Source organism: Microbaculum mangrovi (genome assembly GCF_051390635.1).
GTDB lineage: Bacteria > Pseudomonadota > Alphaproteobacteria > Rhizobiales > Tepidamorphaceae > Microbaculum.
This window is the reverse complement of the sequence record NZ_JBPODT010000001.1, coordinates 163038-188857: the sequence shown is the minus strand read 5'-3', so window position 1 is coordinate 188857 and position 25820 is coordinate 163038. Positions and strand designations below refer to the sequence as shown.

Here is a 25820-nt window from a genome sequence, read left to right as displayed (position 1 = left end):
TGCCTAGCTGGCCGCGTTGTCCTGCGTCGCGATGCCGCGCTCGGCCATGAGCTGCTGAAGCTCTCCGGCCTGGAACATCTCGCGGATGATGTCGCAGCCGCCGACGAATTCGCCCTTGACGTAGAGCTGCGGAATGGTCGGCCAGTTGGTGTATTCCTTCACGCCTTGCCGGATTTCCGCGTCGTCAAGCACGTTGACGCCCTTGTAGGGCACGCCGAGATAATCGAGGATCTGCACCACCTGGCCGGAGAACCCGCATTGCGGGAAGGCCGGGGTGCCCTTCATGAACAGCAGGACGTCATTGCCCTTCACTTCGGCCTCGATCCTGTCGTGGGCTGTGCTCATTTCGGTCCGTCCTTTCGATGTGCTGCGGCGCCGGGCCGCCGCTGCCGATTGATCCTGTGGGTCTGATATAGGGCGCGCGTTTTCAGTTGTCCGGCGCGCTGGTCTGCAAGGCAAGGGCGTGCAGGGCACCGCCCATCGAGCCGCGCAGCGCCTCGTAGACCATCTGGTGCTGCTGAACCCGCGACTTGCCGCGAAACTGCTCCGATACCACCGCGGCGGCGTAGTGATCGCCGTCGCCGGCCAGGTCCCGGATCGTCACGATCGCGTCGGGAATATGGGTCTTGATCAGTTTCTCGATTTCTCGAGCGTCCATCGCCATGTTGGCGCCTCGTCGTTGTTGCCTCGTCCGGGTCAGTTCTCGATGCCGCCCGCCATATAGTCCGGCATCCAGTCCTCATGGCAAGAGCGCAGCGCTGCCAGATAGATTGGGTCTTGGCCGGCAATCGTCAATGCGGCGCCGCCGGTGGTGCCCAGCACCATCGCCGGCACGCCGGCGGTCCCGGCATCGGCGATGAGGGCGTCGGCCGCATCGGCGGGGCAGGTGACGACGTAGCGCGCCTGGTCCTCGCCGAACAGGGCGGCATGGGCCGGCAGGCCCGCGGGAAGCGCGGAAACCGTCGCGCCGCGATCGCCCGACAGCGCCATCTCGGCGAGCGCCACCAGGAGGCCGCCGTCGGCGCAATCGTGCACGGCGCTGACGCGGCCGGCCTTGATCAGGTGGCGGACGAAGTCGCCGTTGCGTTTCTCTTCCGCCAGATCGACGGGCGGGGGCGGGCCGTCCTCGCGGCCCTCGATCTCGCGCAAGTAGAGCGACTGGCCGAGATGGCCACCGGTATCGCCCAGAAGCACGATCGCCTCGCCATCGGCCTTGAAGCCGATGGAGGCGGAGCGGGTGAAGTCGTCCAGCAGGCCGACGCCGCCGACGGCGGGGGTCGGCAGGATCGCCTGTCCCGAGGTCTCGTTGTAGAGCGACACGTTGCCGGAGACGACGGGAAAGGACAGCGCCGTGCAAGCTTCGGCCATGCCGGTGATGCAACCGACGAGCTGGCCCATGATCTCGGGCCGTTCGGGGCTGCCGAAATTCAGGCAGTCGGTGATGGCCAGCGGCGTGGCGCCGACGGCGGTCAGGTTGCGCCAGGCCTCGGCGACGGCCTGCTTGCCGCCCTCGACCGGATCGGCCTCGCAATAGCGCGGCGTGACGTCGAGGGTGATGGCGAGGCCCTTCGGTCCGTCCTCGACACGCACGACGGCGGCGTCCCCGCCGGGGCGCTGGTAGGTGTTGCCGAGGATCAGGTGGTCGTACTGCTCCCAGATCCAGCGGCGCGAGGCCAGGTCGGGCGAGGCCATCAGCGTCATCAGCGCCTCGCCGATCGCGGCCGGCGGAGGCACGTCGTCCGGTGCCACGGGCGCCGCGGGGGCGGTGGGCTCCCACGGGCGGTCGTACATCGGCGCTTCGTCGCCCAGCTCCATGATCGGCAGGTCGGCCATCACGTCGCCGTAGCGCTTCACGACGAAGCGCTTGGGCTCGATTGTCTTGCCGATGATCGCGAAATCGAGGTCCCACTTCTCGAAGATCTCGCGGGCGAGGTCCTCCTTGCCCGGGCGCAGCACCATCAGCATGCGCTCCTGGCTTTCCGACAGCATCATCTCGTAGGCGGTCATGCCGTCCTCGCGGCAGGGCACGTTGTCGAGATCGAGCTCGACGCCGAGGCCGCCCTTGGCGCCCATTTCCACCGCCGAGCAGGTGAGGCCGGCCGCGCCCATGTCCTGGATGGCGATGACGGCGTCGGTCTGCATCAGCTCCAGGCAGGCTTCCAGCAGCAGCTTCTCGGAGAAGGGGTCGCCGACCTGCACGGTCGGGCGCTTCTCTTCGGCGTCGTCGCCGAACTCGGCCGAGGCCATGGTGGCGCCGTGGATGCCGTCGCGGCCGGTCTTGGAGCCGAGATAGACGATCGGATTGCCGATGCCGGTGGCCGCCGCATAGAAGATCGAATCCGTGCGCGCGATGCCGGCGGCGAAGGCGTTGACCAGGATGTTGCCGTTGTAGCGGGGGTGGAAGTTCACCTCGCCGCCCACCGTCGGCACGCCGAAGGAGTTGCCGTAGCCGCCGATGCCGGCGACGACGCCCGAGACCAGATGGCGGGTCTTGGGGTGTTCCGGATCGCCGAAGCGCAGGGCGTTCAGCGCGGCAATCGGCCGCGCGCCCATGGTGAAGACGTCACGCAGGATGCCGCCGACCCCGGTCGCCGCGCCCTGATAGGGCTCGATGAAGGAGGGGTGGTTGTGGCTCTCCATCTTGAAGATCACGGCGAGCCCGTCGCCGATGTCGACGACGCCGGCGTTCTCGCCCGGGCCCTGGATCACCTGCGGGCCCTCGGTCGGCAGCGTCTTCAGCCACAGCCGCGAGGACTTGTAGGAACAGTGCTCGTTCCACATCGCCGAGAAGATGCCGAGCTCGGTGAAGGTCGGCTCGCGGCCGATCAGGTCGAGGATGCGCTGGTACTCGTCGGGCTTGAGCCCGTGGTCGGCGACCAGTTCCGGCGTGATGGGGAGTTCGTTCGGGATCATGTCGTGAAAGCCGTAAGGTCCTGGTTCGCCCTTAATCCGTATCGCCGGCCGACGCCACGCGCCAACTGTCGCGGGCGCTGATGGTCGCCCACCAGTCCTGCAGGCCGGGGAAACGGTCAAGAAGCTGTTGAGCCTCGGGAACGGTGCGGAAATAGCCGAAGACCGGGGCCGCATGCAAATCGGCGAGACCTGGCCGGTCGCCGCCGAAACAGGGCCGGCGGTCGAGAAGCCGGTCGAACTCGGCAAGACAGGTGGTCGCCAGCGGGAGCGCGGCGGAAATCCGGGCGTCATGCTCGGCGCCTTCGCCCTTGGACCGGGCGGTATGGGCGACGTAGACGTCCCAGACGAGGGTGCGGTAGGCGACGGCATCGACGATGCCGATGACCTGGGCCATGCGGGCGCGCGCCGTCGGCGCCTGCGGCTGCAGGGCGGGGCCGTCGAAGGCCTCGTCGATGTAGCGGGTGATGGCCTGGGTCTCGTAGAGCACGAAGTCGCCGTGTTTCAGCGCCGGGATCCTGCCGAAGGGATTGAGCGCCAGGTAGGCCTCGGTCTCAGCGCCCGCGGAGAAGATATCGACGGGGTCCTGGTCGTACGCCACGCCCTTCTCGAGAAGCGCCATCGTGGCGATCCGGACATAGACGGAGTAGGGGGCACCGTAGAGGGTGACGCCCGCGCCGGGTTCACCGGCCATACCAGGCCTCCGTGGCCGCGCGCATCAGGCGGTCTCCAGCGCCGCGACCATGCTCCGGAAGATGCCGAGGCCGTCGGTCGAGCCCTGGACATCTTCCACATGGTCCTCGGGGTGCGGCATCAGGCCGAGCACGTTGCCGCGGCCATTGCGCACGCCGGCGATGTTGCCGATCGAGCCATTCGGGTTGGCCTCACCGGTCACCGCGCCGTCGGCGTCGCAGTAGCGGAACACCACGCGCCCGTCGCCCTCGATCCGCTTCAGCGTCTCGTCGTCGGCGAAATAGTTGCCGTCGCCGTGAGCGACGGGAACGCGGATCACCTGGCCCTGTTCATAGGCGCTGGTGAAGCGGGTGCCGGTCGTTTCCACGCGCAGGTGCACGTCCCTGCAGACGAACTTCAGATGGGCGTTGCGCATCAGCGCGCCGGGCAGCAGGCCCGTCTCGGTCAGCACCTGGAAGCCGTTGCAGACACCGAGCACGGTGACGCCGGCCTCGGCCCTGGCGATGACGTCGCGCATGATCGGCGAGCGTGCGGCGATCGCGCCGCAGCGCAGATAGTCGCCGTAGGAGAAGCCGCCGGGAATGACGACCAGGTCGACGTCCGGCAGCTCGGTTTCCTTGTGCCAGACGATGGCCGGCTTGTGGCCGCCGGCGATTTCCAGCGCGCGCGCCATGTCGCGCTCGCGGTTGATGCCGGGGAAGAGGACAATGGCGGATTTCATGCGGGCTTCCTGGGCGCGGCAGGCAAAACGAGTCGGTTCAGGGAAACGTGGGGCATCAATGGCACAGCGCGTTCCATTTGTCAGGCCTCTCGCCGGAACAACAGCCCGTCGAACTGGTCCATGGGCCCGAGCTTCTGCTTGCTCTGGACCGGCAGGGTGAAGGCGAGGTGGAAGCCGCGGGATTCGAGATCGCTCAGGATCTCCAGATAGTCCGGCTCGCCTTCGTAGAGCGGATCGAGCGACAATTCGATCTGGATGCCGACGCAGCGCGCCAGCGTTTCCTCTGCGCCGGCGAGTACCGGCTTCTCGAAACCCTGCACATCGATCTTGAGAAACGGGCGTTCGGCCTTCGACAGCGCCTCGGCGGCCGCCTCGTCGAGGCTGCGGCAGTCTACCGTCTCGATGCGCTCCACCGCCAGTCCCTCGGGGCCGACGCCGTCGAGCGGCCTTTGCAGCGAGGTGAGGGAGGTGTCGCGGCACACATTCAGCGCCGCCGTGCCACCTTCGGCGGCCAGCGCCATCGGCGGCGCCATGTCCCAGAGCGGGTCCTGGGCGGCCTGGGCCGCGGCCTGGGTCCAGGCTTCCATCAGCGGCTCGAACGACAGGATGCGGCCCTTGTAGCCGGACGCGCGCAGGCGGCGGGCGTACTGGCCGGTATTGGCGCCGACGTCGAGCACCAGATCGACCCGGTGCCGGTTGATCAGATGGGCGACGTTGCGGTCATGGAACGGCGGAAACCACAGTTTCAAAGTCTTCTGCTTCGGGAACGGGACGAAGGGTCGGATGTGCTTCTTCCAGATCCGGCCGAGCGAACTTGCCATCTTGTGCCCGAAACGTTTCCGCGTGCGGCCCGGCCCTACACCAGCTCGATCGAGTAGTTCTCGATGACGGTGTTGGCGAGCAGCTTCTCGCACATGGCTTCCAGCTCGGCCCTGGCCTTCTCCCGGTCGCTGCCCGACAGCTCGAGCTCGATCAGCTTGCCCTGGCGCACGTCCTCGACGCCCGAGAAGCCGAGGGAGGAGAGGGCGTGCTGGATGGCCTTGCCCTGCGGATCGAGGACGCCGTTCTTCAGGGTGACGGTGACGCGTGCCTTCATGATGGCGGGTATTTTCCTGTTGTCGGGGCCGTTACTGCACCAGAACCGGGCCGCGCGGCACGTTCGGCTCGTTGCCGACCATGATGCCCAGCCGCCGTGCGACTTCCTGATAGGCCTCGACGAGGCCGCCCATGTCGCGGCGGAACCGGTCCTTGTCGAGCTTGTCGCCCGACTGGATGTCCCACAGGCGGCAGGAATCCGGGCTGATCTCGTCGGCGAGCACGATGCGCATCATGTCGCCCTCGTACAGGCGGCCGAACTCGATCTTGAAGTCGACGAGGCGGATGCCGGCGCCGAGGAACAGGCCGGTGAGGAAGTCGTTGACGCGCAGGGCCAGCGACATGATGTCGTCGATCTCCTGCGGGCTGGCCCAGCCGAACGCGGTGATGTGCTCCTCGGCGACCATCGGGTCGTTGAGCTCGTCGTTCTTGTAATAGAACTCGATGATCGAGCGGGGCAGCTGCGTGCCCTCGTCGATGCCCAGGCGCTGCGACAGCGAGCCGGCGGCGACGTTGCGGACCACGACCTCGAGCGGGATGATCTCGACCTCGCGGATCAACTGCTCGCGCATGTTGAGCCGCCGGATGAAGTGGGTCGGTACGCCGATCTCGTTCAGATGCTGGAAGATGTGCTCGGAAATCCGGTTGTTGAGCACACCCTTGCCCTCGATCTGGGCGTGTTTCTTCTTGTTGAAGGCCGTGGCGTCGTCCTTGAAGTGTTGGACGAGCGTTCCCGGTTCGGGTCCCTCATAGAGGATCTTGGCCTTGCCTTCGTAGACTCTGCGGCGGCGGTTCATTCGTATCAGACCTGTCATAGGAAACGTGGCACCCTCGACTTGGGCGGCACCGAGCCCTTACATGTTACCGAAGAAACGGACGCACCATCATGGCGGATTCGTCCGGAAAGTGGCGCGCACCCTATCCGATCCGACCCGGCGATACAACGCGCGCGCGGCGGCAGATGATCGCGGGTCGAAAACCGTACCGATCGGGCCATCGGCGCAGTTGATTTGGGGGGGGCGGACGAGTATGCAAGGCTCGGTTTTGAGCTGTCGGGCTTGGCCCGCCGGGCGCTGGTTGAGCGCTTTTCAATTGGAGGCATGAATGTCGGAATTCGAGAGGCGCAAGAAGGGTTTCGAGGAGAAGTTCGCGCACGACGAGGAAATGCGTTTCAAGGCAGAAGCGCGGCGCAACAAGCTGCTGGGCCTGTGGGCCGCGGAAAAGCTCGGCAAGACCGGCGACGCCGCCGAAGCCTATGCCAAGGAAGTTGTGGTCGCCGATTTCGAGGAAGCCGGTGACGAGGACGTATTCCGAAAGGTCCGCGGTGATTTCGACACGGCCGGCGTCGAGCAGTCCGATCACCAGATCCGCCGCACCATGGATGAGCTGATGGTGACGGCGATGGAGCAGCTCCAGAAAGAAGGCTGAGCGCCTGACTTCCAGCGACGTAAGCGGATTTCGAGCGGCCCGGGATTTCCCGGGCCGTTTTCGTTTCGGTTCCGCCCCCTTCCGCTCATCCCCGCGTAGGCGGGGATCGCTGTATCTGGCCCGTTAGCGTGAAACGGCAGGGGGATTCCCGCTTTCGCGGGATTGCCCGGCAGAAGGAAGGTCCGGCCTGCCAGTAGCGGCGTCAGCTCTTGCCGAAGACCCGGGCGAAGATCGTGTCGACGTTCTTGAAGTGGTAGCCGAGGTCGAACAGGGCCTCGAGGTCGGATTCCGGAATCCGCTGAGTCACTTCCGGGTCGGACTTCAGAAAATCCAGGAACTGGCCTTCGCCGTTCCAGACCCGCATGGCGTGGCGCTGGACCGTGCGGTAGGCGTCCTCGCGGCTCATGCCGGCCTGGGCCAGCGCGATCAGCACCCGCTGCGAGTTCACCAGGCCGCCGAGGCGGTCGAGATTGGCCTGCATGCGCTCGGGGTAGACGACCAGCTTGTCGACGACGCCGGTGAGGCGGGCCAGCGCGAAATCGAGCGTCACCGTGGCGTCGGGGCCGATCATGCGCTCGACGGACGAGTGCGAGATGTCGCGCTCGTGCCAGAGCGCCACGTTCTCCAGCGCCGGGGTGACGTAGGCGCGGACCATGCGGGCAAGCCCGGTCAGGTTCTCCGTCAGCACCGGATTGCGCTTATGCGGCATCGCCGAGGAGCCCTTCTGGCCGGGCGAGAAATATTCCTCGGCCTCCAGCACCTCGGTGCGCTGCAGGTGGCGGATCTCGGTGGCGAGCCGTTCCACCGACGAGGCGACGACGCCCAGGGTGGCGAAAAAGGCGGCGTGGCGGTCGCGCGGGATCACCTGGGTGGAGACCGGCTCGGGCTGAAGCCCCAGCTTCTCGGCGACGCGGGCCTCGATAACCGGATCGATATTGGCGAAGGTGCCGACCGCGCCGGACAGGGCGCAGGTGGCGATTTCCGCGCGGGCGTAGGCCAGGCGCGCGAGATTGCGCGAGAACTCGGCGTAGAACCCGGCCAGCTTGACGCCGAACGTCGTCGGCTCGGCGTGGATGCCGTGGCTGCGGCCCACCGTCGGCGTCATCTTGTGCTCGACGGCGCGTTTCTCGATGGCCGCCAGCAGGGCCTCGACATCGGCGATCAGCAGGTCGGCGGCGCGGGTGAGCTGGACGGCGAGACAGGTGTCGAGCACGTCCGACGACGTCATGCCCATGTGGACGAAGCGCGAATCCGGGCCGACGAACTCGGCCAGATGGGTCAGGAAGGCGATGACGTCGTGCTTCACCTCGCGCTCGATCTCGTCGATGCGGGCGACGTCGAATTCGGCGGCGTCGCCCTTCGCGCGGATCGTCGCGGCGGCGTCGACGGGGATCAAGCCGATCTCTGCCATCGCCTCGGCGGCGGCGGCCTCGATCTCGAACCAGATGCGAAATCTCGTCTCGGGCGCCCAGATGGATGCCATTTCTGGGCGGGAATAGCGCGGAATCATCGGCTCTTTTTCGTGTGGTGATACGGAAGCGCGGTCTTTAACAGGAATGTCCGATGGTCTCAACGACCAGGGAGGGGATCGGGGACTGCGATCGGGGATAACGATCAGGGACGGCGATGACGTCGGGCCGGCGCCCGGCGGGGCGCTCTCTCCCGGCCAGACCCATTGTAGGCGCGGTGACGCTGCGTTAGAGGTGTTGGCCGCCCGTTTCAAGAGAAGCGGGCCAGCCCCGGGGAAACATGTCATGGCCGAACGGGACATCGTGGTCGTCGGCGCGGGCGTCGTCGGCGTTTCGGCGGCGCTGCATCTGCAAAGGCGCGGCCGCGCGGTCACGCTGATCGACCGGCGCGACCCCGGCGAGGAAACCTCCTACGGCAACACCGGCGTGATCGAGGGTGGCACCTACGTGCCGATCGCCATGCCGCGCAACCCGCTGAAGCTGTTGCGATACGGTCTCAACGACCGGTCCGAGATGTATTTTCACTGGCGCGCCATGCCGAAGCTCGTGCCCTGGCTGTTGCAGCTCTACGCCAATTCGACCGAGGCCAGGCTGCGCACGAACGGGGCGGCCGTGATGGCGCTGCTCGCCCATGCCATCCCCGAGCACAAGGCGTTGATCCGCGAGGCCGGCGTCGACACCCTGTTGCGCGAGAACGGCTGGCTGCAGGTCTATCGCACCGAGGCGCAGTTCGACGCCGCCGCGCTGGAGCGCGAAGTCGCCCGTGAATCCGGGCACAGGTTCACCGTGCTGGACGTCAACGAGGCGCGCGAGCTGGAGCCGCACCTGAAGCCGGTCTTCAGGAAGGCCGAGCTGTGGCACGACATCGCCTCGCTGACCGATCCGGGTGCCACCGTGAAGGCCTATGCGCGGCTGTTTGCGACGACCGGCGGCGAGATTCTGCAGCACAGGGTGGACCGGCTGGTGCCGGATGCCGACGGCTGGACGGTCGAGACCGACAACGGCGCCATTGCTGCCCGCGAGATCGTCGTGGCGCTCGGGCCGTGGTCTATGGACCTGCTCGACCCGCTCGGCTACCGGCTGCCGTTCGCGGTCAAGCGCGGCTACCACATGCATTACAACCCTTCCGGCGACGGCGGTCTCAACCGCCCGGTCGTCGATCTCGCCTATGGCTATGCCGCCTCGTCGATGGCCGCCGGCCTGCGCGTGACCACCGGCATCGAGTTCGCCGAGCGCGACGCGCCGGCGACCCCGGTCCAGCTCGCGCGCGTCGAGCCCCGTGCCCGCGAACTGCTGCCGATCGAACGGCCGCTGGAGCACGACCCCTGGATGGGGCGGCGGCCGTCTTTTCCCGATTCCGTCCCCGTCATCGGCCCGGCGCCGAGGCATTCAGGCCTCTGGCTCGACTTCGGCCACGCCCATCTCGGCTTGACGCTCGGGCCGATCAGCGGGCGTCTGCTGGCGGAGATGATCTGCGGGCAGACACCCGTGGTCGACCCGGCGCCCTATTCGGTCCAGAGGTTCGGTTAGAGCGGCGGATTCCGCGCCTTTGCGATCGCCCTGCGCGACCCGACACCCGCTTCCATGGCACCCTGCCGGTATGGCGCCGGCTAAATTTGTGCTATTGTTAAGAAGACGGGGACCGGAATTGCACCAGTAAAGGAGGCCCGCGATGACGGACGCCGTTAGGGCCGAAATACAGGCCTTTTACGACCGCTATATTGCCGCCTGGAATGCCCGGGATTTCGGCGCCATGGCCGACTTCCATACAGAGCCGGCCCTTTTCATGCATTCGAAAATGTCATTCAACCTGCCGGACCGCGCGGCCAAGATCGCGATGCTCGAGGATCTGTTCGCGCGCCTGATCGACGAAGGCTTCAGCCATTCCGTCTACGACAGCTTGACTGTGCGCCCCAGCGGCGAGGGGATGGCGATTGCGGATGCCCGCAACATCAGACGCCTGCGCAGCGACGGCTCGTCGATCGAGGTCGTCGATGCGCACTACGTGCTGCGCAAGGAAGGCGGGTCGTGGCGATTCATCGTCACGGTCATCTGCTCGCCCGGCTGGCAAAAGCAGCGCCAACGGGCCCTTTACGTGGCCTAGGTCGGTCACCCGGTTCGGTTCGCGGCGCGAGATCATACGACCGCTGCGCGGCCGGCGCCTTCATTCGGATGTCGAGTCCTTCGACGCGCCGATCCGCAGGAACTCTCCCGGCGGGCCCATCCGGATATCGAAGACGATGGCCGCCGCGCGGAGCGTAAAGGCGGCCAGAAATGCCGCGGTTTCGGCCATCAGTCCGGGAACCGTGAGATAGGCGAGGGTGGCGTAGGTCAGGGAGCCGACCAGAGCGGTGGTGGCATAGAGCTGCCCGCACAGGATCATCGGTTGCGTGTTGGTGATCACGTCGCGAAGGACGCCGCCGCCGGTGGCCGTGATCATGCCCATGAAGACGGCGACCACGAAGGGCGCGCCGAACGCCAGTGCGATGTGGCAACCGACCACCGCGAAGGCTGCCAGGCCCAGGGCGTCGGCCCAGACCATACCCCGGCGGCGGTTAGTTTCGCCGGGAGCGACGAAGAAGGTGATCAGCGCCGCGGCCACGCACAGGATCAGCTCGGCGGGGTCCTGCGTCCACCACACCGGACGGCCGAGAAGCAGGTCCCTGATGGTGCCGCCACCGATGCCGGTGATGGTGCCGATCAGCACGAAGCCGAGGACATCCATGCGGTAGCGTGCCGCCGTCAGGGCGCCGCTGACGGCGAAGACGACATCGCCGAAATACATGATCACCAGAATGCCGATGCTGAGCGGATCGTTCGCGGCCATCCTTGCCCTCCTGGCGCTCCGTGTCGAAAAGCTTCGCGTCACCCGATTCCCGGATGAGATTGAAATCGTTCGACGTCCTGGCCATGGTCACGCCCCCTTGCCAGAAAACAGTCGACCAAACTAGTAGGCCAACGCAGCTCGAATGTCGCTCCCCGGGCCCGTTCGGACGCCGCGGGCGGCCACGCCGGACGACAGGCCGGGGCGGCAGCCGGTGTCTATCCTTCAGGGTGTTTGGGGAAAGCGTTCGGGGGGCGTCGGCGTTCGTGCTGGCGCGATCCCGAAAGTCCGACGCTAGCCTTCGCTCGGCAGCGGCAGTTCCGTGGAATCCTTCGTCGTCGCCACGACGATGCGCGACTGGACATCGGTGACCAGCTCGGAATCCAGCAGCCGGAACCGCAGGAACTCGTCATAGGCGCGCATGTCCTCGACGACGACCTTGATCATGTAGTCGACGGCGCCGGTCACGCGCTCGCAGAACACCACCTCTGGCCAGGCCCGCATCATGCGGTCGAAGGTCTCCATGTTCTCCCGGCTCGGCATGGCCAGCTTGACGAAGGCGTAGGAGACGAAGTCGAGGCCGAGCGCCTCGCGGTCGAGGATCGCCACCGTCGCCTTGATGACCCCGGTCTCCTTCAGCCGCTTGATCCGCCGCCAGCACGGCGTCTGCGACATGTTCACCGCCTTGGCGATCTCGGCCACCGGCCGGGAGGCGTCGCGCTGCAGTTCGCGCAGGATTCGGACGTCGCCGGCATCGAGTGAAATTTTTTCGCGTGTCGACATTCAGCGGAACATCCTTGCGAGTATCCGGTCTGAGAGCGCAAGGATAGCACAGTTTTTCCGTCAGATCGCGAGATAATAAGCCCTATAGCGAACAAGCCCGGTGCGCCTGCCGCAACGGCAAGGCTGGCGCCGGGACAGGCAAGAGGCTGCCGATGAACGCGATTGCCCGCGAAGTCACGCTCGACGACAAATACGTACTGGACCGCGGCCAGGTCTACATGACCGGCATCCAGGCGCTGGTCCGCCTGCCGCTCGACCAGATCAGGCGCGACCGCGCGACGGGGCTGAAGACCGCCGGCTACATTTCCGGCTACCGCGGCTCGCCGCTGGCCGGCTACGACCAGCAACTGGAACGGGCAAAACGCCTCCTCGACAGCCATGATCTGGTCTTCCACCCCGGCCTCAACGAAGAACTGGCGGCAACCGCCGTCTGGGGCACGCAGAAGGTGGGTCTTGCCGGCGAGAGCGACCACGACGGCGTGTTCGGCATCTGGTATGGCAAGGCGCCCGGCGTCGACCGGGCCGGCGACGTTCTGCGCCACGCCAATGCCAGCGGCACGGCGGCGGCCGGCGGCGTGCTGGCGATCGCCGGCGACGACCATCTGGCCAAGTCCTCCTCGCTTCCCGTCCAGAGCGAGCATGCCTTCATCCATTCCGAGATCCCGATCCTCAACCCCTCCGACCTGCAGGACGTGCTCGACTACGGCCTGCACGGCATCGCGATGTCGCGCTATTCGGGCCTGTGGGTGGCGCTGATCGCGCTCGCCGACACGATGGATTCCTCCGGGATCGTCAATGTCGATCCGAACCGGATCTCGATCCGCCGCCCGCTCGACCACGCCGATCCGCGCCAGGCGGCCGAACTGAACACCAATCTCCAGCTCAAGACGCGTCTCGACACCGAGGTCCTGAACCGCACCCTGCGGCTGCCCGCCGCCAAGGCCTATGTCCGGGCCAACCGGCTCGACCGCAAGGTGTTCGGCTCGGACAATCCGCGCTTCGGCATCGTCACGACGGGCAAGGCCTATCGTGACGTACGGCAGACGCTCGACCTGCTCGGCATCACCGAGGCGGTTGCGGGCGAGATCGGTCTTGCCGTCTTCAAGGTGGCGATGCCGTGGCCGCTGGAGCCGGAGGCGATTTCCGGCTTCGCCAGGGGGCTCGATCGCGTCATGGTGGTCGAGCACAAGCGCGCGGTCATCGAGCCGCAGCTCAAGGACCTGATGTTCCACTGGGCCGCCGACCAGCGGCCCCAGGTGTATGGCAAGACGCGTCCCGACGGCCGTGCCTTCCTGCCGGATATCCGCGAATGCGGCCCGGGCGAGGTCGCCCCGGCGCTGATCGCGTTCCTGCCGAAGACCGCCCGCACGGGCGCGATGGGGGAGGGCGCCCGGCGCCTCACCGCCCGCCAGGCCTGGAGCGACGAGCATGCCACCGACGCCGTGCGGTCGGCCTATTTCTGCTCGGGCTGCCCGCACTCGACCTCGACCGTGACGCCCGAAGGCAGCCGCGCCATGCCGGGCATCGGCTGCCACGCGATGACCGAGATCAACGGCCGCACCACCGAGGGGCTGATCGCCATGGGCGGCGAGGGCGCGTCGTGGCTCGGCCAGTTCCCGTTCTCGAAGACGAAGCACATGTTCGCCAATCTCGGCGATGGCACCTACTATCATTCCGGCATCCTGGCGATCCGTGCCGCGGTGGCGGCGCGCGCGCCGATTACCTACAAGATCCTGTTCAACGACGCCGTCGCCATGACCGGCGGCCAGACCCATGACGGCCCGCTCGACGTGCGCCAGCTGGTCGCCCAGGTGCAGGCGGAGGGCGTCGAGCGCATCGCGCTGTTGTCGGAGCGCCCGCACCTCTATTCCCCGGCCGACCTGCCGGCGGGCGTACCGCTGAAGCACCGCGACGACCTGAACGCGGTCCAGGAGGAATTTGCGACGGTGCCCGGCGTCTCCGTCATCGTCTTCGACCAGACCTGCGCGGCGGAGAAGCGCCGCCGCCGCAAGAAGGGCCAGTACGAGAACCCGGACAAGCGGGTGTTCATCAATCCGCGCGTCTGCGAGGCCTGCGGCGACTGCTCGGTGCAGTCGAACTGCATCTCGGTCGAGCCGCTGATGACCGAGTTCGGCGAGAAACGCCGGATCAACCAGTCGAGCTGCAACAAGGACTATTCCTGCGTGAAGGGCTTTTGCCCGAGCTTCGTGGAGGTAACCGGCGCGGGGCCGCGCAAGGCGGCGGGCGCGGACTTCGATATCGCCGCGCTGGCGGCCGAGCTGGCCGAGCCGGAGACGGACATCGGCGTGGCGCCGGTCAACCTGCTGCTCACCGGCATCGGCGGCATGGGCGTCACCACCACCTCGGCGGTGCTGGCGACCGCGGCCCATCTCGACGGCCTCAACGCCTCGACGCTAGACATGACCGGACTTGCCCAGAAGAACGGGCCGGTCACCTCGCACGTCCGCTTTTCCGCCCCTGACGTCACCATCGAGGGGCCGCGCATCCCGGTCGGGTCGCTCGATGTGCTGCTCGCCGCCGACCTGGTGGTCGCCGGCGGCGCCGAGGCGCTCAGCTTGTGCGCACCGGACCGCACCCGGGCGGTGCTGAACACCGATGTCGCGCCGACCGCGGAATTCGTCATGCACCAGGTGCAGAGCTTCAACGCCCTGCGCATCGCCCGCACCGTGGGCGATGCGGTGAAGGGCGTCGACGCGGCGGCGATCGCCCGGTTCGCCGAAACCGCGCTCGGCGACACGATCTTCGCCAACATGATGCTGGTAGGCTTCGCCTGGCAGAAGGGGCTCTTGCCCTTGCGCCGCAAGGCGGTCGAGCAGGCGATCCGGCTGAACGGCGCCGCCATCGACGCCAACGTGCTGGCGTTCGCCGCCGGCCGACTGCTCGCTGCGCGGCCGGAGCTGTTCCAGGGGCTGGTCGAGGACCCGACGAAGCCGGCCGACATGCCGCTCGACGAGCGCATCGTCTTCCTCGCCAAGGAACTGATCGCATACCAGGACGAGGCCTATGCCGAACGGTTCCTGAGGTCCGTCTCGACGGTCCGCGCGGCCGAGGAAAAGCTCAAGGGCTCGAACCTGAAGCTCACCCGGCAGGCGGCGGAATCGCTGTTCAAGCTGATGGCCTACAAGGACGAGTACGAGGTGGCCCGGCTTTACACCGCGCCGGAGTTCCGCGCCGCGCTGGACAAGCAGTTCGAAGGTGGCGGCAGGATCTCGGTCCAGCTCGCCCCGCCGCTTCTGTCGCGCATCGATCCGCGCACCGGCCGGCCGGCGAAGCGGAGCTTCGGTCCGTGGATCTTCCCGGTGTTCGGGATGCTCACCAGGCTGAAGGGCTTGCGCGGCACGCGCTTCGATCCGTTCGGTTATACGGCGGAGCGGCGCGAGGAGCGGGCGCTGATCGCCGATTACGAGGCAACGCTTGCGAAGCTCGCGGCCGGACTGGATGCGAAGAAGCTGGGTCTGGCCATCGAGATCGCCAGGGTGCCGGAGCTTATCCGCGGCTTCGGCCCGGTGAAGGCCGCCAATGTCGCCAAGGCGCGGCAGCGCTTTGACGGGCTGAACCGGCGCTGGGACGCGCCGACCGTGCTAACCGGCCCTGTGCTCGAAGCCGCGGAATAGGGATCAGCGCGGGAATTCGTCGCGGTAGGCCGGCCACCCGGCCGGCCCGCGGCCGTCCTGCCCCGCCTCGAAGACGGCCAGCGCGATCGCGCGGGCGAGGCAGCGGGCGGCGGCGGCGCCGATGCGCAGCATGTCGAGCGTCGGATCCTTCATCGCCATCCTGCCGGTCGCCAGCGCGAACACCGTGTCGCCGTCGAGCGGGGTGTGGACCGGATGGATGGCGCGCGCCATGCCGTCCTGCGCCATGACCGCGAGCCGCTTGGCCTCGGACTTGGTGAGGATCGCATCGGTGGCGACAAGCGCCGGGGTGGTGGCGGACAGCGCGTCCAGCTTGGAGATGGGCTTCAGCGCCTCCTCGTCGACACGCGGCGGCAGGCCGCGCCCTCCGAACTCGTCGCCAACCTCCCAGCCGCCGGCCCAGAAGTGCGGTCCGTCGCCGATCGTCACCCGGCCGACGCAGTTGACCGCGACGATCGCGCCGACCGTGAACCCGTCCTCGGTGACGAGCGACGCCGACCCGAGACCGCCGCGGTGGCGCGCCGTCGTGCATCCCAACCCCGCGCCGACCGAACCGACGGCGAAGTCGACGCCGGCCCGATCGCAAGCCGACCATCCGAGGTCGCGATAGGGCGGGAACCGGCCCCAGTCCTTGTCGCCGCCGTTGATGAGGTCGAACAGGATCGCCTGCGGTACGATCGGCACCGTCACCGGGCCGACCGGATAGCCGCGGCCCTTGTCGCGCAGCCATGCCTGGACGCCCGAGGCGGCGTCGAGGCCATAGGCCGATCCGCCCGAGATCACCACGGCATCGACGCCGGGCACGGTCATCTCGGGGCTGAGCAATTCGGTGTCGCGCGTGCCGGGCCCGCCGCCGCGTACGTCGACGGATGCGGTTGTGGCCTCGTCGCAAAGGACGACGGTCGTTCCGGACAGGAGGCCGTCGTCGTCGGCATGGCCGACCAGTAGGCCAGGAACGTCGGTCAGGAGATTGCGGGGGCCGGGAATCATAGAGTCTCGTCCGATGCTTGAGTCAGAAACTTCCAGCGGAATCACAGCCGAGAATAGCGGCGCTCAAAGCACCTTGTACATGATCGTGGTGGGGTGGAGCCGGTCTTCGACGGGGTCGCGGCAGAAATCCGGGATCGTGCCGACAGTGTGGTAGCCGAGCGAGGCATAGAGCGGCTCGGCCATGTCGCCGGTGCGGGTATCGAGCGTGATCAGGGTCCGGCCGAGACCGGCGGCGTGCCGATGAAGCGCGGTCATCAGCGCCCGCGCGATGCCGCGCCGCCGGTGATCGGGATGGACCAGCAGCTTGGTCACTTCGGCGCGGTGCGGCTGGTTCGGCGGGGTATCGATGTCGAGCTGCACCGATCCCACGATCGTGTCGCCCGTGCCGGCGGTCCAGACGATGCGGGTGCCCGCGCGAACCGGTGGCAGCACCTTGCCGCGCCAGTACGCGACGGCGTCGTCCCGCGAAAACGGCAGCACGAAATTGATGTTGGCGCCGGCGTGGACGCAGGCATGGAGGAGATCGGCGAGGTCGCCGACGCGCGCCTCCAGGTCGACTTCGGATGCCACGGAGATGGCGGGGGCGTCGTTCATGTCCGCACCATGAACAGGACGTATCGCGCGCCGGTATGACTGGGGGTGAGAAATTCGCTCGGTCCGAAGAGCTGGTAGCGCAGGCAGTCGCCGGGTCTCAGGTCGTGCGTGTGGCCGTCTACGGTCACCCGCAGCTCACCCTCGAGCAGCAGCATATGGTGTTCGAGGCCCGGTCGCGGCGGGGCGTCGTAGGCGATACGCGCACCGGGCTCGATGCCGCATTCCAGCCCCTCGGCGGCGAGCGCATCGGCGGGTGGGGAGACGATGCGACGGGTGAACCCGGTGGTGGTGTCCGTCCAGACGGTCTGGGCGTCGCGGCGTACCAGGGGCGCGAAATCGTCCTCGACCATCAGCATCAGCCGCGACAGCGTCAGGCCGTAGGCCGCGCAGAGCTTGCCGAGGACAGTCGCCGTCGGGCTCACCTCCGCGTTTTCCAGCCGGGAGAGCGTGGCGCGGCTCACGCCGCTGCGTGCGGCGAGATCGTCCAGCGACCAGCCGCGCTCGCCGCGCAGTTCCTTGAGGCGCCGGGCGATACGTGTGTCGATCGAAGAATCCAGACCGGCCGTTTCCATATTTGGAAATATCTACCGAATATGAGAAATTCGCAAGTATACCAACCCGGTTCCCCAGGGGCTGCTCTCATGGGGCAGCAGGCCCCAGTCCTCGCCGCCGTTTCCCCGTCCTCCGTGACCACCTTGCCTGACGGTTTCGCGTTGCCCGCGCCGCTGGCGGAGGCGGTGCGCCATGGTCGACCGCGATAGGTTTCCTAGTTCTATGGAGATCACGACCTCGAGGAGGGGCGGATGGTCGGCATTCGTGCGTGTGTTCTCCTGATCGCGATATCGGTCGCGCCTGTCGCGCAGGCTCAGCAGGAAGTCGATCTCGAGCTCGTCCTGCTCGCTGATGCCTCGGGCTCAATCGATACCTCGGAGATAGGATTCCAGCGGGAGGGCTATGCCGCCGCCATCACCCATTCGGAGGTGCTCAACGCCATCGCAGGCGGGCTGCTGCAGAAAATCGCGGTCACCTACGTGGAGTGGGGCGACCATACCTCGCAGGCGGTGGTCGTGCCCTGGACCGTGATCGACGGCGCCGCCGCTGCCCAGGACTTTGCCGACGCGCTCCTGTCGACGCCGCGGCTCGCTTACGGGCGAAACGCCATCGGCAGCGCGATCCGTAAGGGGCTCGCGTTGATCGAAGGCAACGACATCATCGGCCTGAGGAAGGTGATCGACATCTCCGCCGACAGCGCCAACAGCTGGAGCGGCCCGGCGGTGCAGACGACCCGCGAGGAAGCGCTGGCTGCCGGCGTGACGATCAACGGCCTGGCGATCCTGTGCCGCCTGCAGGGCTGCGGCGGGCGGCCGGTCGGCTACGACCTGGAAGACGCCTTCGCGACCCGGATCATCATCGGGCCAGGCAGTTTCGTCGTGACCGTCGACGGGGAGACGAGCTTTGCCGACGCGGTGCGGCGCAAGCTGGTGCTGGAGATCGCCGACCGCGGCGATGATTTCACCGGAATGACGATCGAGTAGCCGCGAAAAAGAAAGCCCGGCGCGCGGCCGGGCTTTCCGTATCGGGTGTGGCTGTGCCGATTACTGCATGTAATCGTACTTGCCGTCCTTCCACTCGTAGAAGACGTAGCCCGGCAGGGTCACGTCGCCCTTGTCGTCGAAGGACAGCTTGCCGAGGACGGTATCGAAGTCGCCGGCGTTGAGCTTCTCGATGACCGCATCGTAGTCGGTCGAACCGGCGGCCTCGGCTGCCTGCGCCCACGCCTGGATCGCGGCGTAGGTGTAGAGCGCGTAGCCCTCGGCCGTCTTGCCGGCCTTCTCCAGAGCCTCGACGACAGGCGCGGCTTCCGGATTCTTGCGCGGATCCGGCGAGAAGGTCATCAGCGTGCCCTGGCCGGCATCGCCGGTGATCTGCCAGTACTCGTCGGTCACCAGCGCGTCACCCGAGACCAGGATGGTATCCATGCCCTGGTCGCGCATCTGGCGGGCCATCAGGCCGGCCTCGGTGTGATAGCCGCCGACATAGAGAACGTCGATGTTCTCCTGCTTCAGCTTGGAGACCAGCGCGGTGTAGTCCTTTTCACCGGCCGTATAGGCCTCGTAGAGGGCTTCCTGCTTGCCGGCCTGGTTCATGTACTTCTTGGTCTCGTCGGCAAGACCCTTACCGTAGGCGGTCTTGTCGTGAACGATAGCGATGTTCTTGTCCTTGAACTGCTCGGCCAGGAACTTGCCGGCGGTCTCGCCCTGCTGGTCGTCGCGGCCGCAGACGCGATAGGTGCCCGGGCCGGGGCGGTTTTCGGTATAGCTCGGGTTCGTCGAGGCCGGGGAGATCTGGATGATCCCTTCCTCCGCATAAACCTGGCTGGCGGGAATCGACGATCCGGAGCAGAAGTGTCCGGCCATCAGCGCGATGTTCTTGCCGACCATCTGGTTGGCGACAGCCACGGCCTGCTTCGGGTCGCAGGCGTCGTCGCCGACTTCCAGAACCAGCTTCTCGCCATTGACGCCACCGGCGGCGTTGATGTCCGCGACGGCCTGCTCGGCACCGGCCTTCATCTGCGCGCCGAAGGCGGCGTACTGGCCAGTCATAGGGCCCGTCGTGGCGACCGTGATATCGGCAAGAGCGGTGCCGGACATGAGGACGCCGAACGAAAGCGCCACACCGGTCAACAGATGTTTCTTCATCAGGTTACTCCCTCTCGGAATTCGGGCCGCATTCGACCCTTCGGTTTGTCCGGGACGAGGCCCGGTTAAGGTTTTTATTACACGGATCAAAAGCAAAAACCACGGTTCGAGTGCCGCAGCGTGATCAAACGGCGTCCGTTACGCCGGGCCGCTTCTTCCACCCCAAGAAACCGGCTCGCTCATACAGCCAGCGATACTGGGTGACCATCTGGCGTGCGCGCGTTACGCGAAATCCAAGCACGGCGATCGCGAGGAGAATCGCCAGATTAACAAGGTAGTAATAGAGCGACAGCAGCGTTTCCTGGAACAGGGAGAAGTACAGAAAACGAACCGCGGCAGTGAGCAGGATCATGTAAAGGACGATCTGCGCGACGGGACGCCAGGTGAGGGCGATCGCGCGTCCCGACAACCATGCAGCGCCACCGCCTAGGAATACGGTCATAAGGAGGAAAACACCGAACGAACCTTCCCAGAGAATGCCCATTGTCCGCTCCTCAGTGCCGTCCGCCTTCGAGATAGGCCGACCGAACTTCCTCACGCGCCAGCAACTCCTTGCCGGTGCCGCTCATGGTGATGGTGCCGTTGACCATGACATAGCCGCGATGCGCGAGCTTCAGCGCATGGTAGGCGTTTTGCTCGACGAGGAAGACGGTCAGACCCTCATTGCGGTTGAGTTCGCCGATCACCTCGAAGATCTGCTTGACGATCAACGGGGCGAGGCCGAGCGAAGGCTCGTCCAGAAGGAGCAGCCTCGGCCGGCCCATCAGCGCCCGGGCGATCGCCAGCATCTGCTGCTCGCCGCCCGACAGCGTGCCGCCGCGCTGGCTTTGGCGGGATTTCAGCACCGGAAACAGCCCGAAGACACGTTCTAGGTCTTCGTCGAAATGATGCAGATCCGCGGTGATCGCCCCCATCTGCAGGTTTTCCAGCACCGACATGCGTGGAAAGATGCGCCGGCCCTCGGGCGACTGGGCGATCTTCCTGCGGATGATCTCGTGCGTGGCCATGCGCGTGATGTCGACCCCGTCATAGGTGATGGTCCCGTTGCGCGCCTGCGGGTCGCCGCAAATCGTCATCATCAGGGTCGACTTGCCGGCGCCGTTGGCGCCGATCAGCGTGACGATCTCTCCCGGATTGACGTCCATGTCGACGCCGCGCAGGGCGACGATCTTGCCGTAATAGGTCTCGACGCCCCTGATCGACAGAAGCGGGGCCGAAGCGTCGCGAGTGGACTGGCCGTTGCCGATCATGCGTCTTCGGGCCCCTTGGTTACCGTCTCCACTTCGCGTTCGACCTCCTCGACCTCCTCGTCCTCGACGCCGAGATAGGCGGCGATGACGGCGGCATCGTTGCGGATGTCCTCCGGCGTGCCGTCGGCGATCTTCTTGCCGTAATCGAGCACGATCACATGGTCGGAAATCTCCATGACCACCGACATGTCATGCTCGATCAGGAGCACCGAGGTGCCGTGTTCGTCGCGGATGAAGCGCAGCAATTCGTTCAGTTCGGCCGATTCCCGCGGGTTCAGGCCGGCCGCCGGCTCGTCGAGGCACAGAAGCTCCGGACGTGTGCACATGGCGCGCGCGATCTCGAGCCGGCGCTGGGCGCCGTAGGGCAGGTCGGCGGCCGGGTCGTCGGCGCGGTCAACGAGGCGGATCCGCTCCAGCCAGTACTTGGCGTATTCGATGGCATCGCGCTCGGCGTGGCGGAAATGGGACAGACCGAGCACGCCGCCGATGGTGAAGTAGGAGGCCAGCATCAACGGATTGTGCTGGGCGACCATAAGGTTCTCCAGCACGGTCATGCCGCCGAACAGCCGGATGTTCTGGAACGTCCGGGCGACCTTCGCCCTGGCGGCGATCTTGAAGTCGGGCAGGCGTTCGAGCAGGTAGGTGTCGCCGTCGGTGAGGCGCATGGACAGCATGCCCTCGGTCGGCTTGTAGAAGCCGGTGATGCAGTTGAACACCGTGGTCTTGCCGGCGCCGTTGGGGCCGATGAGCGCGGTGATGTCGCCGCGGCCGGCGAGAAAGCTGAGATCGTCGACGGCGACGAGGCCGCCGAAGCGCATCGTCAGGTGGTCGACCGTCAGGATCGGCGCGATCTCCGGGCCCGTCGCCGCGGCGGCGTTCGCGCCGTTCGAAGGGGCAGCGCCGTTCGAAGGGGCCATGGTGGCTTGCGTCGCGCTCATCCGTGACCCTCGCCAACATAGTCGCCGGAGATCGCCTTACGCTCGCCAAGCGAAATGGAGGGTTGCCGCGTCGATATCAGCCCGCGCGGTCTCCACACCATGATGACCACCATGGCGAGCCCGAAGATCAGCATGCGGTAGTTCGTCGGGTCGAAGTTCTCGCCGAAGATCGCCTTCAGGAAACTCAGCTCGCGCAGCACCTCGAGACCGCCGATCATGACGACCGCGGCGATGACGACGCCGATCTGGCTGCCCAGGCCGCCGAGCACGACGATTGCCAGGATCAGCGCGGATTCGATGAAGGTGAAGGATTCCGGGCTGATGAAACCCTGCCGGGTGGCGAAGAACGATCCGGCGAAGCCGCCGAACATGGCACCTGTGGCAAAGGCGGTCAGTTTCGTACTGGTGGTGTTGATGCCGAGCGAGCGGCAGGCGATCTCGTCCTCGCGCAGGGCCTCCCAGGCCCGTCCGACCGGCAGTCGTCGCAGCCGGAGCGTGACGAAGTTGGTGATCAGCGCGAGGATCAGGATCAGGTAGTAGAGGAAGATGATGCGGTGCATCGGGCTGTAGTCGAGCCCGAAGAAGGCAGCGAAGCCGTCGTCGCCGCGGGTAAAGTCCAGGCCGAAGAAGGACGGCCGCGGAATGCCGGAAATTCCGTCCGGGCCGTTGGTGAACTCGTACCAGTTGAGCAGCACGACGCGGATGATCTCGCCGAAGGCGAGCGTGACGATGGCGAGATAGTCGCCGCGCAGCCGCAGGACCGGGAAGCCGAGAATGATGCCCCAGAACGCGGCGAGGATGCCGGCGAGCGGGAGACAGATCCAGAAACCGAGGTCGAAGTAGTGGGCGAGGAGGGCGTAGGAATAGGCGCCGACCGCGTAGAAGGCGACGTAGCCGAGATCGAGCAGGCCGGCCAGCCCGACGACGATGTTCAGGCCCCAGCCGAGCATCACGTAGGTGAGGACAAGGATGGACATGTCCATCACGTAGCGATCGGACATCGGCAGGAACGGGAGCACGATCGCGGCGGCGAGCAGGGCCGGGCCGAAGACGCTGCCCAGGCGTTCGGCGTGCCGGGCAAGAGGCCGTCCGCCGGGGCGGCGGAACCATTTGTCGCCGATCGGGATCCGGACGATCTTGCGCCAGACGAACAGGTCGAGCAGCAGGCGGCCAACGAACACGACGGCGACGGCGCCGATCACGAGCGGCCAGTCGGTGACGATGACGAGGCCGCTGCCGCCGGGCTCGACGGTCGTGCGGAGGCCCATGATCGGCACGGCAAGCGCGAGGGCGACGAAGGCGGCAAGCCCCGCGTCCTTGACGGAGTCGGCTATGCCGCGCTCGCGGGGCGGCGAAGATACCGTCGTCATACCTTCTCCACTTCCGGCTTGCCGAGGATGCCAGAGGGAAGGAAGATCAGCACGATCGCGAGGATGGAGAAGGCCGCCACATCCTTGTATTCAATCGAGAAATAGGCGGACCAGAAGGTCTCGATCAGGCCGATGAGAAGCCCGCCCAGCATCGCGCCCGGCAGCGAGCCGATGCCGCCGAGCACGGCGGCGGTGAACGCCTTAACGCCGGCGACGAAGCCGATATAGAAGTCGATGACGCCGTAGTAGAGCAGGTACATCATGCCGGCGACGGCGGCGAGCGCCGCGCCCATGACGAAGGTCAGCGAGATGGTGCGGTCGACGTTGACGCCGATCAGGGCGGCCATCTTGCGGTCCTGCTCGCAGGCGCGCTGCGCGCGACCGAGCGAAGTCTTGGCGATGATCAGCGAGAAGGCGACCATAAGAATGAGGGTCGTCACCACGATCAGGATCTGGATATAGGACAGGTTGACGGCGAAGTTGCCCTCCGGGGAAACCTTTTCCATGATCGTGAAGTTGCCGGAAATCAGCGGCTGCAGCGGCTTCACGCGCGCGCCCTGGACGACCTGCACGTAATTCTGCAGCACGATCGACATGCCGATCGCGGTGATCAGCGGCGCCAGGCGGAACGAGGTGCGCAGCGGCCGGTAGGCGAGGCGTTCCACGGTCCAGCCGTAGGCGGCGGTCAGCGCCATGGCGATCATCAGGACGAGCAGCAGCGCGAAGAGCAGAAGCAGGAACGAACTGCCGGCGGTGACGCCGAGCAGGATGATGAAGATCAGCGCGATGAACGCGCCGATCATGAAGATGTCGCCGTGGGCGAAATTGATCATTCCGATGATCCCGTAGACCATCGTGTAGCCGATCGCGATGAGCCCGTAGATCGAGCCCAGGGTCAACCCGTTGATCAGCTGCTGGAGAAAGTACTCCATGCTGGTTCGAACCCCCCTTGGTACGTTGCGCTGATTGTTTGTGCGCTCACGTGAGTTCTGCCCGTCCGTAGACAGTGTTCCCTCTTATCAAGGCTGCGGGTAGGTGACAATCGCGCAACGGACACGGTTCGCGAAATTCAACCCAGCATCCGCGGCAGGAACAGAATGATCGCGGGAACAATCGCAAGCAGGGCGATACGGATCACCTCGGCAATTAGGAACGGAACGACGCCGCGATAGGTCTGCGTCAGGGGAATATCCGGCGCCAACGAATTGATAATGAAGATATTCATCCCCACCGGGGGCGTTACAAGCCCCAGTTCGACGGTGATCAGGACCAGGATGCCGAACCAGATGGCGGTCTCTTCGGGGCTCATGCCGAAGTCCAGGGTCATGATCAGGGGGAAGAAGATCGGGACCGTGAGCAGGATCATGGACAGGGAATCCATGACGCAGCCGAAAACCAGATAGGCGAGAAGGATCAGGACCAGCACGACCCATGGGCTGAAACCGGCCGCTGCGACCCATTCCGCCGTGGTCTGGGGCAACTGCGCGAACGCCAGGAAGGTGTTGTAGACCTGGGCGCCGAAGATGATGAAATAGATCATCGCCGTCGATGTCGCGGTGGCGAGCAGGCAGTCCTTGAGGCCCTTCCAGTCAAGCTCGCCGGAGCGAAGCGCCAGCAGGCCGGTGCCGGCGGCGCCCACCGCGGCCGCCTCGGTCGGCGTGAACCAGCCGACGTAGATCCCGCCGATAACGAGCAGGAAGATCAGCGCCACCGGCCAGACGTCTATGATTGCGGCGATACGGCCGCGCAGTCCCACCCGTTCGCGAATCGTGGCGGCCGTGGGATCGAGGCGCACGTAGATCGCGACAACGATCATGAAGCCGACCGCGGCCATGATGCCCGGAACGACCGCGGCGATGAACATCGTGATGATGTTCTGCTCGGCGAGGATCGCGTAGATCACCAGCACGATCGACGGCGGGATCAGGATGCCGAGCGTCCCGCCGGCGGCCAGCGAGCCGGTGGACAGGGCGCCCGAATAGCCGTAGCGGCGCATTTCCGGCAGCGCGACCTGCGACATGGTTGCGGCGGTGGCCAGCGACGAGCCGCAGATGGCTCCGAATCCGGCGCAGGCGCCGATGCCGGCCATGGCGATGCCCCCGCGGCGGTGCCCGAGGAAGGCGGCCGCCGCCTTGAACAGGGATTGCGACATGCCGCCCTTGGTGGCGAACTGGCCCATCAGCAGGAACAGCGGGATGATCGACAGGCTGTGGCCGGAGAATACGTCGTAGGTCAGGGACTTCAGGCTCGCGAGTATCGGAACCCATCGCTCCGTGACGATCGCGGTGCCGCCGACGCCGCACAGCAGCATGGCCAGCCCGATCGGCACGCGCAGGAAGATCATCCCCAGCAGGATGGGGATCGATATCATGGCGATTTCGAAGCGGTCCATCGGCGCTCTTC

26 protein-coding genes are annotated in these 25820 nt (G+C 66.4%); 5 read left to right on the top strand and 21 right to left on the bottom strand.

The window, feature by feature from the left end; translation table 11 throughout:
• Positions 1-3: 3 nt before the first annotated feature.
• From grxD to purC, 8 genes are all read right to left on the bottom strand, one after another.
• Positions 4-345, bottom strand: a complete 342-nt coding sequence (gene grxD, locus ACSF9G_RS00940; protein WP_436637286.1) for a Grx4 family monothiol glutaredoxin — start codon at positions 343-345, stop codon at positions 4-6.
• 82 nt (positions 346-427) lie between these two features.
• Positions 428-664, bottom strand: coding sequence for a BolA/IbaG family iron-sulfur metabolism protein (locus tag ACSF9G_RS00935; protein WP_436637284.1), 237 nt, complete (start codon positions 662-664; stop codon positions 428-430).
• Between the two features lie 32 nt (positions 665-696).
• Positions 697-2913: a phosphoribosylformylglycinamidine synthase subunit PurL gene (gene purL / locus ACSF9G_RS00930; protein WP_436637282.1), complete on the bottom strand. Its 2217-nt coding sequence runs from the start codon at positions 2911-2913 to the stop codon at positions 697-699.
• A gap of 31 nt (positions 2914-2944) precedes the next feature.
• Positions 2945-3604 carry a glutathione S-transferase family protein gene (locus ACSF9G_RS00925; RefSeq protein WP_436637280.1) on the bottom strand — a complete coding sequence of 220 codons (660 nt, stop codon included), beginning with the start codon at positions 3602-3604 and terminating at the stop codon, positions 2945-2947.
• 24 nt (positions 3605-3628) lie between these two features.
• Entirely contained in the window at positions 3629-4324 is a 696-nt protein-coding gene (gene purQ, locus ACSF9G_RS00920; protein WP_436637278.1) for a phosphoribosylformylglycinamidine synthase subunit PurQ, read from the bottom strand.
• A gap of 80 nt (positions 4325-4404) precedes the next feature.
• Positions 4405-5145, bottom strand: a complete 741-nt coding sequence (locus ACSF9G_RS00915; protein WP_436637276.1) for an FkbM family methyltransferase — start codon at positions 5143-5145, stop codon at positions 4405-4407.
• 35 nt (positions 5146-5180) lie between these two features.
• Positions 5181-5423: a phosphoribosylformylglycinamidine synthase subunit PurS gene (gene purS, locus ACSF9G_RS00910; protein ID WP_436639624.1), complete on the bottom strand. Its 243-nt coding sequence runs from the start codon at positions 5421-5423 to the stop codon at positions 5181-5183.
• Positions 5424-5451: 28 nt separating this feature from the next.
• Entirely contained in the window at positions 5452-6216 is a 765-nt protein-coding gene (gene purC, locus ACSF9G_RS00905) for a phosphoribosylaminoimidazolesuccinocarboxamide synthase (protein WP_436637274.1), read from the bottom strand.
• Between the two features lie 307 nt (positions 6217-6523).
• Here purC and ACSF9G_RS00900 point away from each other — a divergent pair, with 307 nt between their 5' ends.
• Positions 6524-6847, top strand: coding sequence for a DUF1476 domain-containing protein (locus ACSF9G_RS00900; RefSeq protein WP_436637272.1), 324 nt, complete (start codon positions 6524-6526; stop codon positions 6845-6847).
• A gap of 202 nt (positions 6848-7049) precedes the next feature.
• Here ACSF9G_RS00900 and purB read toward each other — a convergent pair whose 3' ends face one another.
• Positions 7050-8357, bottom strand: a complete 1308-nt coding sequence (gene purB, locus ACSF9G_RS00895) for an adenylosuccinate lyase (protein WP_436637270.1) — start codon at positions 8355-8357, stop codon at positions 7050-7052.
• Positions 8358-8601: 244 nt separating this feature from the next.
• Here purB and ACSF9G_RS00890 point away from each other — a divergent pair, with 244 nt between their 5' ends.
• Positions 8602-9846, top strand: coding sequence for an NAD(P)/FAD-dependent oxidoreductase (locus ACSF9G_RS00890; protein ID WP_436637268.1), 1245 nt, complete (start codon positions 8602-8604; stop codon positions 9844-9846).
• A gap of 142 nt (positions 9847-9988) precedes the next feature.
• Positions 9989-10420: a YybH family protein gene (locus ACSF9G_RS00885; protein WP_436637266.1), complete on the top strand. Its 432-nt coding sequence runs from the start codon at positions 9989-9991 to the stop codon at positions 10418-10420.
• Positions 10421-10480: 60 nt separating this feature from the next.
• On the opposite strand, the gene ACSF9G_RS00880 is transcribed toward ACSF9G_RS00885, so the two are convergent.
• Together ACSF9G_RS00880 and ACSF9G_RS00875 are read right to left on the bottom strand one after the other, a co-directional pair.
• On the bottom strand, positions 10481-11143 hold the full coding sequence (locus ACSF9G_RS00880) for a trimeric intracellular cation channel family protein (protein ID WP_436637235.1): 663 nt from the start codon (positions 11141-11143) through the stop codon (positions 10481-10483).
• Positions 11144-11434: 291 nt separating this feature from the next.
• On the bottom strand, positions 11435-11923 hold the full coding sequence (locus ACSF9G_RS00875) for an Lrp/AsnC family transcriptional regulator (protein ID WP_436637211.1): 489 nt from the start codon (positions 11921-11923) through the stop codon (positions 11435-11437).
• A 152-nt stretch (positions 11924-12075) separates the two neighbouring features.
• On the opposite strand from ACSF9G_RS00875, the gene ACSF9G_RS00870 reads away from it, so the two are divergent.
• Positions 12076-15558, top strand: coding sequence for an indolepyruvate ferredoxin oxidoreductase family protein (locus ACSF9G_RS00870; RefSeq protein ID WP_436637209.1), 3483 nt, complete (start codon positions 12076-12078; stop codon positions 15556-15558).
• A gap of 3 nt (positions 15559-15561) precedes the next feature.
• Here the strand turns inward: ACSF9G_RS00870 and ACSF9G_RS00865 are convergent, their stop codons facing one another.
• From ACSF9G_RS00865 to ACSF9G_RS00855, 3 genes are all read right to left on the bottom strand, one after another.
• On the bottom strand, positions 15562-16566 hold the full coding sequence (locus ACSF9G_RS00865; RefSeq protein WP_436637207.1) for a P1 family peptidase: 1005 nt from the start codon (positions 16564-16566) through the stop codon (positions 15562-15564).
• A 63-nt stretch (positions 16567-16629) separates the two neighbouring features.
• Positions 16630-17160: a GNAT family N-acetyltransferase gene (locus ACSF9G_RS00860; RefSeq protein WP_436637205.1), complete on the bottom strand. Its 531-nt coding sequence runs from the start codon at positions 17158-17160 to the stop codon at positions 16630-16632.
• Positions 17157-17732, bottom strand: a complete 576-nt coding sequence (locus ACSF9G_RS00855; RefSeq protein ID WP_436637203.1) for a helix-turn-helix domain-containing protein — start codon at positions 17730-17732, stop codon at positions 17157-17159. Before ACSF9G_RS00855 ends, ACSF9G_RS00860 begins: the two co-directional genes overlap by 4 nt.
• 231 nt (positions 17733-17963) lie before the next feature.
• On the opposite strand from ACSF9G_RS00855, the gene ACSF9G_RS00850 reads away from it, so the two are divergent.
• A complete protein-coding gene (locus ACSF9G_RS00850; protein WP_436637201.1) occupies positions 17964-18695 on the top strand; it encodes a DUF1194 domain-containing protein in 732 nt (243 codons plus the stop codon).
• Between the two features lie 60 nt (positions 18696-18755).
• On the opposite strand, the gene ACSF9G_RS00845 is transcribed toward ACSF9G_RS00850, so the two are convergent.
• The 7 genes from ACSF9G_RS00845 to ACSF9G_RS00815 all read right to left on the bottom strand — a co-directional run bounded on the left by ACSF9G_RS00845 (position 18756) and on the right by ACSF9G_RS00815 (position 25809).
• Entirely contained in the window at positions 18756-19859 is a 1104-nt protein-coding gene (locus ACSF9G_RS00845) for a branched-chain amino acid ABC transporter substrate-binding protein (RefSeq protein WP_436637199.1), read from the bottom strand.
• A 124-nt stretch (positions 19860-19983) separates the two neighbouring features.
• A complete protein-coding gene (locus ACSF9G_RS00840) occupies positions 19984-20343 on the bottom strand; it encodes a DUF6867 family protein (protein ID WP_436637197.1) in 360 nt (119 codons plus the stop codon).
• 10 nt (positions 20344-20353) lie between these two features.
• Positions 20354-21109 (bottom strand): ABC transporter ATP-binding protein, encoded by a 756-nt coding sequence (locus ACSF9G_RS00835; RefSeq protein ID WP_436637195.1) that lies wholly within the window; start codon positions 21107-21109, stop codon positions 20354-20356.
• On the bottom strand, positions 21106-21927 hold the full coding sequence (locus ACSF9G_RS00830; RefSeq protein ID WP_436639622.1) for an ABC transporter ATP-binding protein: 822 nt from the start codon (positions 21925-21927) through the stop codon (positions 21106-21108). The genes ACSF9G_RS00835 and ACSF9G_RS00830 overlap by 4 nt, the downstream gene beginning before the upstream one ends.
• Before the next feature lie 116 nt (positions 21928-22043).
• Positions 22044-23417: a high-affinity branched-chain amino acid ABC transporter permease LivM gene (livM, locus tag ACSF9G_RS00825; RefSeq protein ID WP_436637193.1), complete on the bottom strand. Its 1374-nt coding sequence runs from the start codon at positions 23415-23417 to the stop codon at positions 22044-22046.
• The gene (locus tag ACSF9G_RS00820) at positions 23414-24349 is read right to left on the bottom strand and encodes an ABC transporter permease subunit (RefSeq protein WP_436637191.1); all 936 of its coding nucleotides are present in this window, start codon (positions 24347-24349) and stop codon (positions 23414-23416) included. The genes livM and ACSF9G_RS00820 overlap by 4 nt, the downstream gene beginning before the upstream one ends.
• A gap of 137 nt (positions 24350-24486) precedes the next feature.
• On the bottom strand, positions 24487-25809 hold the full coding sequence (locus ACSF9G_RS00815) for a TRAP transporter large permease (RefSeq protein WP_436637189.1): 1323 nt from the start codon (positions 25807-25809) through the stop codon (positions 24487-24489).
• Positions 25810-25820: the final 11 nt, after the last annotated feature.